General features: G+C 63.2%; 9 protein-coding genes and 1 pseudogene. 5 read left to right on the top strand and 5 right to left on the bottom strand.

Annotated elements, in window-relative coordinates:
- Positions 1-17: 17 nt before the first annotated feature.
- Both ABCW42_RS20800 and ABCW42_RS20795 read left to right on the top strand, forming a co-directional pair.
- Entirely contained in the window at positions 18-1,430 is a 1,413-nt protein-coding gene (locus tag ABCW42_RS20800) for an MBL fold metallo-hydrolase (RefSeq protein WP_423185075.1), read from the top strand.
- Between the two features lie 78 nt (positions 1,431-1,508).
- On the top strand, positions 1,509-2,783 hold the full coding sequence (locus ABCW42_RS20795; RefSeq protein WP_423185074.1) for an MFS transporter: 1,275 nt from the start codon (positions 1,509-1,511) through the stop codon (positions 2,781-2,783).
- Between the two features lie 836 nt (positions 2,784-3,619).
- Here ABCW42_RS20795 and ABCW42_RS20790 read toward each other — a convergent pair.
- Positions 3,620-6,964, bottom strand: a complete 3,345-nt coding sequence (locus tag ABCW42_RS20790; protein WP_423185073.1) for an RHS repeat domain-containing protein — start codon at positions 6,962-6,964, stop codon at positions 3,620-3,622.
- Between the two features lie 894 nt (positions 6,965-7,858).
- Between ABCW42_RS20790 and ABCW42_RS20785 the strand changes: the two are divergent.
- Positions 7,859-8,079, top strand: a pseudogene (locus tag ABCW42_RS20785) (recombinase family protein); the annotation flags it as partial.
- 38 nt (positions 8,080-8,117) lie between these two features.
- Here the strand turns inward: ABCW42_RS20785 and ABCW42_RS20780 are convergent.
- Genes ABCW42_RS20780 through ABCW42_RS20770 form a run of 3 tightly spaced genes read right to left on the bottom strand, consistent with a single transcriptional unit; the run spans position 8,118 to position 11,049 of the window.
- A complete protein-coding gene (locus tag ABCW42_RS20780; RefSeq protein WP_423185072.1) occupies positions 8,118-8,477 on the bottom strand; it encodes a cupin domain-containing protein in 360 nt (119 codons plus the stop codon).
- On the bottom strand, positions 8,474-9,721 hold the full coding sequence (locus ABCW42_RS20775) for a flavin monoamine oxidase family protein (RefSeq protein ID WP_423185071.1): 1,248 nt from the start codon (positions 9,719-9,721) through the stop codon (positions 8,474-8,476). Before ABCW42_RS20775 ends, ABCW42_RS20780 begins: the two co-directional genes overlap by 4 nt.
- Positions 9,718-11,049 carry an MFS transporter gene (locus ABCW42_RS20770; protein WP_423185070.1) on the bottom strand — a complete coding sequence of 444 codons (1,332 nt, stop codon included), beginning with the start codon at positions 11,047-11,049 and terminating at the stop codon, positions 9,718-9,720. The genes ABCW42_RS20775 and ABCW42_RS20770 overlap by 4 nt, the downstream gene beginning before the upstream one ends.
- 168 nt (positions 11,050-11,217) lie before the next feature.
- On the opposite strand from ABCW42_RS20770, the gene ABCW42_RS20765 reads away from it, so the two are divergent.
- Positions 11,218-12,609 (top strand): PucR family transcriptional regulator, encoded by a 1,392-nt coding sequence (locus tag ABCW42_RS20765; RefSeq protein WP_423185069.1) that lies wholly within the window; start codon positions 11,218-11,220, stop codon positions 12,607-12,609.
- Between the two features lie 324 nt (positions 12,610-12,933).
- Complete coding sequence (locus ABCW42_RS20760) at positions 12,934-13,134, top strand: hypothetical protein (protein WP_423185068.1); 201 nt, start codon at positions 12,934-12,936, stop codon at positions 13,132-13,134.
- Between the two features lie 45 nt (positions 13,135-13,179).
- Here ABCW42_RS20760 and ABCW42_RS20755 read toward each other — a convergent pair whose 3' ends face one another.
- Complete coding sequence (locus tag ABCW42_RS20755) at positions 13,180-14,550, bottom strand: MFS transporter (protein WP_423183365.1); 1,371 nt, start codon at positions 14,548-14,550, stop codon at positions 13,180-13,182.

The following is a 14,550-nucleotide window of genomic DNA, read 5'->3' as shown; positions in this document are numbered from 1 at the left end:
ATGAAGGAGAACACCAGATGCTTATCGAGCGCATTTACGATGAAGACCTCGCCCAGGCCAGCTACCTGATTGGCTGCCAGGCCAACGGCACTGCCGTTGTTGTGGACGGCCGCCGCGACATCGCGGTGTACCAGGAACTGGCTGAGAAGAACGGCATGAAGATCGTGGCTGTCACCGAGACCCACATCCACGCCGACTACCTCTCCGGCACCCGCGAACTGGCTGCAGCGACCGGCGCGAAGATCTACGTCTCCGGCGAGGGCGGCCCGGACTGGCAGTACGAATTCGACGGCGAACGCCTCTACGACGGTGACAAGATCACCATCGGCAACATCAGCATCCAGGCCGTGCACACCCCGGGACACACCCCTGAGCACCTGTCCTTCCTGGTCACGGACGGCGCGTTCAGCGACCAGCCCGGCTACCTGCTCTCGGGCGACTTCGTCTTCTCCGGCGACCTCGGCCGGCCGGACCTGCTGGACGAGGCAGCCGGCGGCATCGACACCCGTTTTGAAGGTGCCAAACAGCTGTTCGCCAGCCTCCGGGATAAGTTCCTGACCCTGCCGGACTACGTCCAGGTCCACCCGGCCCACGGCGCCGGCAGCGCCTGCGGCAAGGCCCTCGGCGCCACCCCGTCCTCTACGGTGGGCTACGAGCGGCTCTACGCCTGGTGGGGTCCCTACCTCGCCGCCAATGACGAGCAGGGCTTCATCGAGGAACTCCTAGACGGCCAGCCCGACGCCCACGCCTACTTCGGTCGGATGAAGCGGAAAAACCGTGAAGGCCCTGTCGTGATGGGTGAGCGGACGCCGCTGCCCGAACTGGCAACCGGCATCGTCGCAGCCGGCCTCGAAGCAGACACCTTGACCTTCATCGACACGCGCCCCAACAGCGACGTCCACGAAGGAACTGTTGCCCGTTCCCTGAACGTGCCGGCAGGCAAGTCCGTGGCCAGCTACGGTGCCTGGGTCGTGAACCCCGAGACGGACAAGAACCCGCTGGTACTCCTCGCCCCAGACCAGGAACAGGCTATGGACATGTGGGACCACCTGGTACGGGTTAGCATCGACAACGTCGCCGGCTACGTCACCAGCATCGAAGGACTCCCCACCTTCACGCCGAAGCTGATCCAGCCCGAAGACCTGCAGGGCTTCGACGCCGCCCTGGTCGTGGACGTCCGCAACCGCAGCGAACACACCGCCGGGAACATCCCCGGCTCGTACCAGCTCAGCGCCGGACGGATCATGTGGCACCTGGACAAGCTCCCCGCCGAGGGCACCATCGTCACCTACTGCCAGTCCGGCGTCCGGAACTCCGTGGCAGCCAGCGCCCTGCGCCGCGCCGGGTACGACGTCGTCGAACTCGACGGCAGCTACGCCGCCTGGGACGCCTTCCAGCAGAGCCGACAGAACGCCGTCTCAGCAAAGTAGCCCCTTAGACCGCCCGGACGCGTTCCCCCACGCGTCCGGGCACCTTTATGTCCCCGCCACGAAAGCGAGCATCCCGGAATGGCCAGAACAAAGGCGGGAAGCACCCTGGACTCCACCGGCGTCACTCTGGGCCTGGGACAGAACCTGGCGCAGTTCGTGCTGCTGGTGACGGTCAACGCCCTGGTGGGCGGCACTCTTGGCCAGGAGCGCACCGTGCTGCCGTTGCTGGCAGGGCAGGTTTCCCACCTGGACCTGTACACCAGCGCGCTGACATACATCCTTGCCTTCGGCCTGTCCAAGGCCGCGATGAACTACTTCGCGGGAACGCTCTGTGACCGGTTCGGCCGCAAACCAGTCCTCGTCGCGGGCTGGCTGGTGGCGATCCCCGTACCGCTCATGCTCATCTTCGGCCCGTCGTGGGGATGGATCGTTGCGGCAAACGTGTTCCTCGGTGTCAGCCAAGGCCTGACCTGGTCCACGGCCGTGATCATGAAGATGGACCTCGTCGGCCCGAAACAGCGCGGTCTCGCCATGGGTCTGAACGAAGCAGCAGGCTACCTCGGAGTCGCCGTCACTGCCCTGACGACCGGGTATATCGCGTCCGTGTACGGACTCCGACCCGGCCCGTTCCTCCTCGGTGCCGCCTACATCGCCCTCGGGTTGGGCCTGTCAGTTCTGACCATTCGCGAGACCCACCACCATGCCAAGACGGAAGCCTCCCAGCACGTAAGTGCACACAGGAGTGCCGACGCCGGCCTCACCACGGGACAGATTTTCACCCTCACCAGCTTCAAGGACCGCTCACTTTCCGCCGCCAGCCAGGCCGGACTGGTGAACAACCTCAACGACGGCCTCGCCTGGGGTCTCTTTCCGGTCCTCTTTATCAGCGCCGGGCTAGACCTGAACCAGGTAGGGATCCTGGCCGCCGTTTATCCCGCGGTCTGGGGCGCCGGGCAACTCTTCACCGGTGCCGCCTCAGACCGGTGGGGCCGCAAATGGTTCATTGTGACCGGCATGATTGTCCAAGCCGCGGGACTGGCAATAGTCGCCGCAGCCCATAGTTTCGGGCCTTGGCTCATCGCCGCAGTCCTCCTCGGTATCGGAACGGCTATGGTCTACCCCGCCCTCCTCGCCGCCATCGGGGACATCGCACACCCCACCTGGCGGGCCCGCTCCGTCGGTATTTACCGCCTCTGGCGTGACGGCGGCTTCGCCATCGGTGCACTTCTGTCAGGTCTTCTCGCAGACCTGTATGGCATTCCCGCAGCGATCGCGGCCGTCGCTGCACTCACAGCCGCCTCCGGTCTGGTGGTCGCCGTTCGAATGCGCGGCAACGACCACATAACGCAGTAGAAACTGGTCCTTGGCCGGCACGTTAGCCCTGAATGACTCCGCGCAGACGCACTACTGTCAGCGTTCAGCTGATAGGCAGTCACGACACATAGCGACAACAGAACGCCGCCAAGCACCGCCAAAACCCACAGGTCTCCATGCCGACGACGACGTCGTTCTCTCATAATCGGCCCTTTGCGGGAGACCTCGCCAGATGCCGTCCACTGCACCCGGCAAGTCCCATTTCTTTCCCAGAAGCCGTTCTCACACACTTTTCCCGACCGTACGTTCCGGGAAATGTTTGTGGGAGAATCCGGTCATAAGCAAGGACTCGAGCCCGGTGGCCTGTCCGATGCCGAGGGGTTAAACGCCAGGCCTCTCCGCGGTGTACTGCAGGGCCGGATCAGCTCCGGCGCGGTTGCCGGCACTTATTACACCGTCGGCTTAAGAACGTGCCGCGTTTGGCGAAAGGAACTGCGTGCATCGGTTTTGGCCGACCGTGATCCGGGACGGCCGTAGGGCCAGCACCCTCCACCGTCACCGTTACCGACTGACTCTCGGGGCTATGCCCGGTGCCGCATCTGACCTAGGAAAATGACGAACGAATCGACATGTCATTCGTTCTTTCGAATGCTCGGATTCTGCCTGCTTCTCAAGGCTCTATGCAGCTCCCACCAAGACCACAATGCACCCAGAAGAAACAATCCGGCCAGTGCAAGGTACACGGCTTCGTTTTTGTCTCCCCAACGAGTCGCCCATGCGGTAATCCATCCCGCGGATACAACACAAAAGATGAAAACGGTCGCCTTGCGGATACCAATGCTGATGGTGATCGACCTCCTATCAGTCCAGCTACTTTATCCTCCGAGGATCTTCCCGAACAGACCGCCAACGCTTCCGGCGAACCCAGTAACAGCCCCGGCAATCGCTCCCTGGCCGAGGCCGTTGAACGTGTTGTTGGCAACCGTTTGAGGATTATCTCCGTTCAAGAAGGAGGTTGTACCAGCACCAATTGCAGACCCTAGGCCAACTGAAAGAATGCCGAGACCGATAGCGCCCGCAAGTCCCGTAACGAGTGGGGCGCCGGCCAGCGCAACCATTCCTGTGACGGCAATCCCAATGGTCGGGCCGAGTACATCGCCTAAACCTAGGCCGCTCGGATCTGTCTCATTCACGGGATCAGCTCCGGCATAGAGGTAGCGGTTTGTTTCTTGGCCTGAGGGATCAACTTGGGTGAAGCGGCCGCGGGTGGGGTTGTAGTAGCGGGCGCCGAATTTGGAGTACCCGGTGCTGGTGTCTTTGTAACCTCCGGCGTACTGCCAGGGGTTGGTGGCGGCCTGCGCCCCGGTGCTGGTGGTGTTGCCCCAGGAGTCGTAGGCGTAGGTGGCTGCGGCGGTTTGGGTACTGTCGGTGAGCAGGATGACAGAGCCGAGGGCGTCGGTGGTGTAGTAGAAGCTTGCGCCGGTGCTGGTGCGCATGCTGACCAAGTTACCCTGCGGATCGCGGATGAACGAGGTGGTCGCCCCGCCGGTGGTTTGACGGGTGATGCCCAGGGAACCGTTGAGGAACGAGGTGCCTCCGGCGCTGAGCCGGCTGTCGTTGCGTGGCCCGTTGTAGGTGAAGTTCGTCGTGGTGCCGCCTGCTGTGTTGGAGGTGAACTGGTCGAAGATGTTGTACACCTGGGTGGCGGCCCCTGCCCCGGTGGTGTTGCCGTTCGCGTCGTAACTGTAGGTCGTGGCCCCGCCGGGCGGGGTGGCGCAGGATCCTGTGCTGGCACCGGTCCAGCAGAGCTGGTCGGCTCCGTTGTAGGCGGCGTAGACGGTCGCGGTCCCGGTCTTGGTGTCCTGGGTGCGGTTGCCGTTCTTGTCGTACGCCCAGGTCTCGGTCGTAGCCCCGGTGACGGCGGAGGTGAGCCGGTTGATTTCGTCGTAGCTGTAGGTGGTGACGGCCCCTGTTTCAGTGGTCAGGGTCTTGCGCAGCGCCCCGTCCTTGGTGCCGTTGACCGTGTAGGTGTAGGCCCGCTTGGCCAGCACCGCGCTGGAGCTGTTGGTCGCTGTGATGGAAGTGATCCGGGAGGCGCCGTCGTAGGCGGTGGTGTTCACGACCCCGTTCGGATAGCTCGTGGTGGTGTGGCGGTTGTTGTTGTCATAGCCGAAGCCGGTGCATTTGGTGCTGTTCGGGAACGCCGGTGTCCCGGAGCAGGATCCGCCGGGTTCGGCGAGGCTGCTCAGCCGGTTCGCGGCGTCGTAGGCGTAGTTCACGGTCCCGGTCGGGTCGGTGAAACTGACGACGTTGGACGCCCCGTCGTAGGCCACGGTGGTCGTGGTTCCGGAGAAGGATTTGGTCTTGGGCCGGTTCTGGGCATCCCAGGTGAAGTTGGTGTTCCCGGTGTCGTCCTGGCTCTGGGTCAGGTTCCCGCGGGTGTCGTAGGTGTACGAGACGCAGTTGCTGGCACAGTTCACGCCCTTGTCGATCTGGACGAGCCGGTCGTTGTCGTCGTAGTCGTAGTTGGTGACCTGGCCTTTTCCGTCCGTGGAGGTGATCAGCCGGGACGCGTCATCGTAGACGTTTGTGACCGCCCCCAGCGGCGAAGGATAGGTGATGGTGGTCGGCTGGCCCAGGGCGCCGTAGGTGTAGCTGGTGACGTTGCCGTTGCCGTCGGTGGACTTGCACACCTGGCCTTTCTTCGCCCCGCAGGTGGTCCCGGCTGCGTCGCCCTGATAGTTCAGCGTCGGCGTTCCCCCGGCACCCCCGCCCGTGCCCGGCGTGGTGGTCTGGTATTTGTTGTTGGTGTTCGCGTCGTAACTGTAGGACGTGGTTTGGTTCTCGGTGCTGACCACCCCGCTGGGCTGGTAGTTCGACAGCGGGTTCCCGGCGTTGGTGGGGTAGGTGAAGGAGATCTCTCCCCCGCCCCCGGTTCCCCCGGCCGGGGCCGTGACCTTCGTCAGCGAGTTGTTCGCGTTGAAGGTGTAGGTGGTCGTGTTGCCCAGGGACGCCTGGGCCGTAGTGATGTTGTCGTGGGAGTCGACCGTGAAGTTGTTCAGGTGCCCGAGCGGGTCCATGACTTCCGTGACCTGGTTCGCGCTGAAGGACCGGAACCGCGTGGTGTTCAGGTTCGGGTCCTTCACATACCCCAGGAACCCGTCCGTCGGGGAGGAAGCGTAAGTGTATTGCCAGATGCTTTGCTCGGGTTTGCCGGTCGCGTACGTCACCTGGCTCAACGTGGTGAATGACGGCGTGTAGGCCAGCGTGGTCACGGTGCCGACATCATCGGTGATCGTGGTGATCTGGTTGTTCGCCCCGCCATAGCCGAAGCTCATCACTGCACCGGTCGCGTCGGTGATCTTCGACAGCGCACCGTTCGGACCCGAATACTGCAGATAGATGTTCCGGGACAGCGCGTCGTCGTGGATCTGGGAGGGCTGCTCGGCGTTGTTCGGATCAGCATAGGTGAAGGTCACCGGACGGCCGCCGATGGTGTCGTTGATCGTCGTCAACAACCCGGCCGTGTTGTACGTGTACGTGATCTTGTTCGGCGCCGACGCGTTCTGATCATCCTCGGAGACAAGCCGGAACGTGGAACTGGTACCCACCTGCTGGTACTCGTTGCTATACCCGGTGTCGTTGAACCGGATCGTTACCGCCGTGGACGTGAACGTCGTGATCGTCGCATTCAACCCCGGAGGCATCGTCCACGCCCCCGTCCCTGCCGGAGCAAAGGTGTACGTCCCGCCGTCCGGCGCCGTGTACACCACCGAATTGTCCGATCCCACCGTGACCGCGGCCTCGTTCGCGCCCACCGACAAGGTCGGGCGGACATCGTTTTCGGAGTTGTACCGCCAGCCAATCGTCAGGTCCCGGCCGGCGCCCTTCACGTGCAGCAACTGCCCCGTCAAGACCACGTTCCCGTTCGTCGGGTTCCACGACAACGCACTCATGTCCGTCAGATGCCGGGTCACCATCGCCGCCGCACCCCTGATCCCCGACCGGCTCCCCAAAGACCCCGACGCGGGCGGAAGAACCATCGGCGCCAGACCCACCGCCGGCACCGCCGCCGCGTCCACCCCGGGCACCCGGTGCTGCAACGCGGAGGTCGTTCTTTCCGGCGGCTTCACCGACGCCGGCGCTAACTGCGTGACGGCGGCGTTCGACGGCACGGCAAGGCCCGTGACAACAACCGCAGAAAGAACAAAACCTGACAAAAGAGACCGTAAAGCAGCCATGCTGCGCCCCCGAAATTTCGTGCTCCCCAGTGAGCATCCGTTGCGCCCCCAGCGAGCACGAAATGATCATCATGCTTACTAATTCAAGAAAGCAAGAGCCGACTCCCGAAGATTTTCCAAGCAGCCCAGAACCCGCAACTGCAGCCCCGCCCCGACGAAGACCAATATGACAACTACGACAACGAGGCCACCGGGCGACGGGAAAGGTTGCCCGAGTCAACAAATCCGCACGTCAGCACCAGCCTTTGCCTCCCAGCCTACGACCGCGCCTGGCCGTCCAGGCCGAAGGACACCTCACCAAAACATGCATTTTTGACGCATGTTTTGATATTTTTGTCAAATCAGTCAATCTCTTGACAGTTTTAGCAACATCCAGCCGACCTGACACCGCTCCTACCAAACCATGCCAGCCGACGAACGCCGCCCACCCATGCTCCCCGCCAAAGAGGCCCTAACTCAGACATGCTGGGCCAGCTCACAACCCTGGGGAAACGAGACGTCTCACAACGCCGGGCGACCGCGAAGCAACGATCGCGAAGGAGGCCCGGGTTTCGGCGGAATCGCGCCGTTTTTCGAGGGTGTCCGGGATCGACGATTCTTACATCCATGTCTCGCAACCTTCTGGTTGAATCGGTGTATCCATTCTTGGTTATGCGACACATCGCACACAGTAACTGTCAGCGACATCCCGCCACCAAGCTGCAGATCACGTCAACCACGAAACCAGTGTTTCGTCCGGGCTACGTCATTCCCAACCAATAGTCACATCCGGAGATCCGCACGACGGAACTGATCGACGCCAGCCCGCTGACCGCGTTGGAACTTCAACTCTCATCCTCAGACGCGGGCCTTCTCGCGAAGAGCCTACGGACTCTGCGTGTGCTGAATCTTGGCGGCAGCGACGTCAACACCCATGGGATCGATGCTGTTCACGATCATGGCCGCCCTCGCGCAGATGGAACACGAGGTCAAACGGGAACGCATCATCGACTCGGTCAGCAAAACGCCGGGCAGCCGGACAGGACCTCGGCGGCCGCCCCCGCAGGATCACCGACAGCCAGATCCGAAACGCAATCCGCCTGGTAGAAGGCGGCTTCCATCAGGGTCAAAGCAGATTCAGAGTGGAAGACTGCTAGGCGGTGGTGATGATGGTGTAGACCTTGGTGATGGTTTCCGTCACTATCCATCGGCCTTTCCATCCGGGCTGCATGAGGACTGTGATGCCCGGGGCGAGTTCAGTGATGAGCCCCGACTGGTCGACAAGTTGTCCGGAGCCGTGGGCGATGTGGATGTATTCGAGGTAGCCGGCGTGTTCGGTGTGGAACTCGCCGGGGGTGACTTGCCAGAGGCCAAGCTGGTGGGAGGGCGTGTCGTTAAGGATGACGGTGCTGGCGGCCGGTGTTCCGATGATGACGCGCTCAGCGGGTATTGCGACGGGTTCGGGCCAGTCTATGGCGGCCAGGTTGATCTGTTCTGCCCTCGAGATGCTCATGCTGCGATTCCTGCGCTGATGCTGATGATTGCCTGTGCTGCCCGGTCTCCGCTGCGCAGAGCCCCTTCCATCAGGCCGGTGAATTCACGGTCGATGTACTCGCCGGCGAAGAACAGCCTGCCGTGCGGGGCTGCCAACGCCTCGGCGTCGTGGGTCGAGAAACCTGGCGCGTGGGCCGTGTACGCCCCCTTCGCGAGCGGATCGTACGGCCAGGCGGTCAAGATTGCGTCGAGGGGGGCAATGGAGAGGTCCGAACGGAGGTCACGGACGCGCTTTTCCCATTCCTTGCCGTTCCCGTCGATGCCGAGGGTTTCGAGGTGGCCGAGTTCGCCGCCGAAGCAGTTCAGCACCGGGGCAACTTCACCGCCGGAGGCCATGGCGGTCCAGGTCCAGAACCTGTCGGCGACACTCATCACCGCGCTTGTTTCCGGCGTCTTATCGAGTGCGAGATGGAGTTTGGCGGCGTTTCCCTGCACTACACGTGTCATTGCCTCGCGCTTCCAATTGGGCAGGTCGATGCCCAGTGTCGTTGAGTAATTCAAAACACCGAAGGGAAGCGCTACGACGCTGTAGTCGTAGAATTCCGAGTGATTCCCGGTGCTGATGATGACCTTGTCGTCGGTCTGGGCGATGGCTTCAATCTTCGTCCCGAACCGGATGCGCTCCCCCAGGTTTCCTGCCATGGCGTTGGGCAGGCTTTGGTTGCCGCCACCGATCCGCCAGCTCGGCCCGGGCTCAAACGACGCGACGTGGTCAAGGGTTTCCTCCGCGGTGACCTGGTCGATGCGGACGGCGGTTGAGACTTCGATACGGGATTCGAGTGCTTCCCGCACCGGTCCGGCGGCGCCGATCCCGTCGAGTACATCAGCCACGGAACGGGCGCTTCGGCCGGTGGCAGCTGCGGCGGCGGCCTGTTTGCCGAGGGTTGCCATAGCTTGGGTCGTTACTTCGGGGCGGTCCGCGGGCTTGCGGATGTAGTAGCTCATGCCGGTGTCGACGAGGTCCAGGCCGTGCTCTGTGCAATAGCTTCGGAGGGTTGTGTAGCCGTTGAGGACGAATTCTGCGCCGCGCTCGATAACATGGTCGGTGCCGGCAGCTGTGATGGTCTCGGACCAGACCCGTCCGCCGACGCGGTCACGGGCTTCGTACACGGTGACGTCGTGGCCGGTTTTGACGAGTCGGGTCGCGGCGGCAAGGCCGGCCAGCCCGGCGCCGATAACGGCGATGCGGGGCGCAGTGGTCACAGGAGTACTCCTTGTTTGGGGTGGATAAGTGCTGTTTCGGCCAGGGAGCGGCCCTTCGTTTCGGGCGCCCAGGCGGCACAGGCGATGAACGCTGCCAGGGTGACGAGGGCGAAGATCCCGAGAGTCCAGTTGATGCCGATGGTGGCGATGCCGATCGGGACGAGGTAGGTGCCGGTGGCGGCACCTATGCGGCTGAAACCGACCGCTGCTCCGACTGCGGTCGCGCGGATCTCGGTGGGGAACAGTTCGTTGGGGTAGATCCATTCAAGAATGCTGGGGCCGCCGGAGACGAAGGCGTAAATGAGGAACCCGGCGATGACGAACCATCCGGGTGCGCCGACCCAGAGCGCGAGCCCGCCTAGGGAGAGCGCCATCAAGGCGAAGGGCACCAGTGTCATCGGCCGGCGGCCCCAGGTTTCCACCAGTTTCAATGCCGGGATGACGCCGACGGCGAACAAGGCCGCGATCAGCAACTCACCGAGGGTTTCGGCGTTTCCTCCGCTAAGCCCCGTGGCGGCAAGGATGACGCCGCCGAAAGTGTAGAGTGCGTATTGGGGGGTGATCTGGGCGAAGTACAGCACCCCGCACATCAGGGTCCGCTTCCAGTATCCGTCCTTGATCAGCAGGGACAGGTCCCGGAGGGTGGAGCTCTTTTGCTCGGTCGGCACGGCGGCCAGATCGACTTCTGCTGCTGTTTCGGCACCATAAACTTGGGTCAGGACGTCCCTGGCCTCGGTAAGGCGGCCTTTGCCTGCCAGCCAGCGCGGGGATTCGGGGATCCCGCGGCGCATCAGGACGACGATCAGGCCCAGGACCGCGCCGGAGGCTAGCATGATCCTCCAGGGGTGCGCCCCGGTGAGGTTGATCAGGATGAATCCGAAGAGGAAAGCGGTCATTGCCCCGAGTGACCAGGCGAAGCCCGACAGCCCGATCATGAAACCACGACGCTTGCGGGGCGTGAATTCGGTGAGCAGGGAGGTGGCGATCGGGTAGTCCGCGCCGATGGCCAGCCCGATGATGAACCTCAAGGCGATGAGCTGCCATGCGGTACCGACAAATGCCGTCAGCCCGCAAGCGACGACCAGCACCGTGAGGTCAAGCGCGTACATCTTTTCGCGGCCGATTTTGTCGGTCAGGGCACCGAAGACTGTCGCGCCGAAGAAAATGCCGATGAGTCCGGAGGCGCCGATAAGTCCCAGTTCAACAGGGTTGGCCGGAATTTCGGCGAGGAACCCTACGAGGGCCACGCCGATCAAGCTGATGATGTAGCCGTCGAGGAAGGGACCTCCACAGCATGCGATAAGGAGCTTCCGATGAAACCGTGTCACAGGCGCATCGTCGATTACAGAGAATCCGCTCACAAACATCTCCTTTGATGGTTGGGGGTGATCGACGCCACGTGACGCGATCTCGTCCTCAACGATACGAAGGCCCCTTGACGTCGTACATTCGCACTATTGCTAGACAAAGCCGATTTTTCATACGAATGTTGAAAGGTGAAATCAACGATCACCATTGCCGACATCATCGCCGATCCCAGCTTGGACACCCGCCTCGTCAGCGGTGCGAAAGGGGTTGACCGGGCCGTGTTGTGGGCCCATTCATGCGAGATGCCCGAGCCTGCCCGTTGGCTGGGTCCTCACGAGCTGCTGATGACGATCGGCTTGTGCGTTCCCTCGAAGAGCCAAGCACAGCGTGAGTTCGTCGCCAGCCTTGATGAAGCAGGCCTGGCCGGAATCACGGTCGGTGACGACGATCTTGCGCCCCGTTTGACCAGGGCGATGCTTGAGGAGTCCGAGGCCCGGGGGTTCCCGGTCCTGGCCACCGGGCACAACACACCGTTTGCGGCGATCGGGCGCACCGTCGCGGCCGCCAACGCCAACCGGCAAACGATGGACGTCCTCGTGCTGGCGAAGCTGTACCAAGTCGTGGCTGCTCAGAGCCCGGCGGAGAGGCGGACCGGAAAACCATTGCGCGACCTGTTCCGTACCGATCTTCAAGTGATAGACGACGCCACGGGATGCGTGGTCGTCGGAAATGGAGTCCTGGGCCGGGAAGATTGGCGCAGGTACCCGCTGCGTACCCACAGAGCAACACAGCTGACGGTCAGTCCCGGGGCCCAGCTGGATGGGTTCTCCCTCGTGCACCTGACCCAGGTCCTCGCGGTGGACGCCAACGCAATCCTCCAAGAAGCAACAGAGCGGGTCCGCGAAAAAGGCGCCACGCTCGATTCCGCCTTGGCGGGTCGGCCGGACCAGCGTCTCACCTCGTGGCTCGCCGACGGGAAAGGGCACGTCGCCTACCGCGCCATCGTCACCGATTCCGAAGTGGAGAACCGGATTCCACTGGCCATCGTGTTGTCCGGACTCGATCTTCCCACCACCCGCAGCAACGGAAGAACAATTCTCATAAGCCCCCTAGCCGATGTCGAACCCGTCCGGGAAATCCTCCGGCAACTCTCCGTGGCGGCCGGCGTTTCCTCAGAACACCACGACCTTGGCGATCTGGCCGGCGCCATCGCGGAAGCCTCATCCGAGTTCTCCGTTGCCGTTTCCTCCGGAGAGCAATGGCGTGAATTCCACGGGGAACGCGTTTCGCTGCTGGCGCGCTCACGGACCGAATCAGCCCTCATCGTCCAAACCGTCCTGGGGCCCGTCGCAACCAACGAACCCAGGTACGTTCCACTACGGGAAACACTCTTCACATTCCTGGACCACGACCTGAGCTGGAAGGACACCGCCGACGCCCTAGGGACGCACCGCCAAACCATCGTCTACAGGCTGAACCAGATCGAGACACTCACCGGACGCAGCGTGCGCCGGACAAAGGACGTGTCCGAACTCTGGCTTGCCAGAGTCGCCTGGGACCATCTCAAGGGCCGCACCTGAGCAACCCTATCCAGGATCCGCGTCAGGGCGATGAAATCACGCGGCGGAAAAGAGGATGACTCGGGCCGTTACCGCACTTAGACGACACACCGCATCACGAAGCCGCCATCTCAAACTGCGGCTAACCCGCCATTCCCGCCGAACAATTACAGACCATGGACGCTCTCCCACAGCCACGATGCGGGCCCGGCCGCCGTCGGAGTGCAGGTGCAAGGTGAGCTCCTCGCCCGGTTCGGCATTTTTGCCCACGAAGGGTCCTTGAGCTGAAAGGCGACTGGCTGTCACTTGCCGCCTTCACCTTCAAGGATGAACACTTCATGTAACATGCCCGTTCTGTGCACTCCGTCGGTGCCGGTCACCCGCAGCCACGGAAAGCTTTTGCTGCCCAGCCGGCAGGCGCGCCGCCAAGACTTCTCGGACCGGATCGCCAAGAGGCCGGCGCCGAGCAAAGCCCCTGGCAAGACCAATGCAATCCAGCACAGGGTCTCCCTGTCTACGCAATGGCTCGCCCGTTGGCTGGCCTGACGGCTTGCGGTCCTTAGGTCCGGGAGGGGTTTCCGGGTGGTGGTTTTATTCGAGTTCGGCGATGGTGCGGCCGGTGCGGTCGGGGGTGAGGATGGAGAAGATGACTCCTGCTGCGGGGCCGATGATTCCGAGGGCGAGGGCGAACGGGACGGTTCCGGCGAGGGTGAGGGCGAAGAGGGGGAAAACTCCGGCGCCGAGGCCTCGTCCGACGTAGTAGCTGGCGCTGGAGCCGGTGGAGCGGATGCGGGTGGGGAAGAATTCGGACATCCAGACGCCGAGGACACCGAAGCCGCCTGCACCGCCGGCGCACATCATGAGTGCCCAGAAGCCGGGTGCGGTCCAGAAGGTGCCGGTGATTTGCGCGTGCCCTGTGGTGAGCAGGGTCAGGAACCAGGCGAAGCCTGCGGTGCCGAACAGGCACGCTGCCGTGAAGGCGTATTTGCGGCGGATGCGGTCGGAGATGAGACCGGTCGCCGAGTAGGTGAGGATCGTGGCGACGTAACCGAGCAGGACGATCTGGCTGACCGTGTCGAGGGACAGTTTCTGGGTTTTGAGCAAGTAGGTGGACAGGTAGGCGCCGACGGAGTTCGTGGTGAGGAACATCGCGGTCGACAGGATCATGAACAGGACGGTCCCGTAGAGGAACCGGGGGCGGAAGATGTCGATCACTGGGACTTTGGAGCGGCGGATCTCCGGCGGGAGGGTGCCGTTGCGGCGGTGTTCCTGGTAGCTGAGCCATTGTTTGGATTCGGGCAGCAGTTTCAGCGATGCCGCGCCGATGACCAGGCTGATCGCACCGATGGCGACGTAGCCTGCCCGCCAGCCCAGGTCGTGTCCGAGGACGGACAGGAAGAAGTAGATGAGGCCGGCGGTGAGAATTTCGCCGACGAAGTACATGGACTGGATGATGCCGCCCATGGTGCCGCGTTTGGTGGTCTGCCAGCATTCGGTGAACATCGAGAAGGACAGTCCGAAGAGGCCGCCCATCCCGACGCCGGCGAGCACCCGGGTGAGGAGGAAGATTTCGTAGTTGGTGGCAAGGCCGCCAAGGGTTGCCGCGACGCCGAAGGCAAGGACCGAGACCGCGAACGTCCGTCGGCGGCCGAGGGTGTCGCCGAGGGTGCCGAAGACGAACCCGCCCAGGATCGATGCGAAGCCCTGGACCGTGGCGACGGTGATCAGGGCAATGGTGGAGACGTGCAGGCTGTCGGAAATGTAGGCCAGCGGGAAGCCGATCAGGTTCAGCTCGGCCCCGTCGAACAGGGTGCCGAGCAGGGCGAACGCCAGGATGAACCGGACCTCCCTGCGGGTGTAGAACGCGGCGGTCCCGACCGAAGGTGCGGGGCTTCCGGCGGAAGGCCCCTGCACGGGGTGGTCCTTGAGTGCAGGGGCGGCGGTCTTGTGCAGCTCGCGCAT

The sequence above is a fragment of the Arthrobacter sp. NyZ413 genome, from assembly GCF_049390645.1.
In the GTDB taxonomy this organism is placed as follows: Bacteria; Actinomycetota; Actinomycetes; order Actinomycetales; family Micrococcaceae; genus Arthrobacter.
The sequence above is the reverse complement of the archived record's forward strand: the minus strand, read 5'-3'. Positions and strand labels throughout refer to the sequence as shown.

Coding starts and splice junctions, on each gene's coding strand:
- ABCW42_RS20800 (WP_423185075.1), top strand. CDS start 18: ATGCTTATCGAGCGCATTTACGATGAAGACCTCGCCCAGGCCAGCTAC.
- ABCW42_RS20795 (WP_423185074.1), top strand. CDS start 1,509: ATGGCCAGAACAAAGGCGGGAAGCACCCTGGACTCCACCGGCGTCACT.
- ABCW42_RS20780 (WP_423185072.1), bottom strand. CDS start 8,477: ATGAGCATCTCGAGGGCAGAACAGATCAACCTGGCCGCCATAGACTGG.
- ABCW42_RS20760 (WP_423185068.1), top strand. CDS start 12,934: ATGCCCGTTCTGTGCACTCCGTCGGTGCCGGTCACCCGCAGCCACGGA.
- ABCW42_RS20755 (WP_423183365.1), bottom strand. CDS start 14,550: ATGCGCGAGCTGCACAAGACCGCCGCCCCTGCACTCAAGGACCACCCC.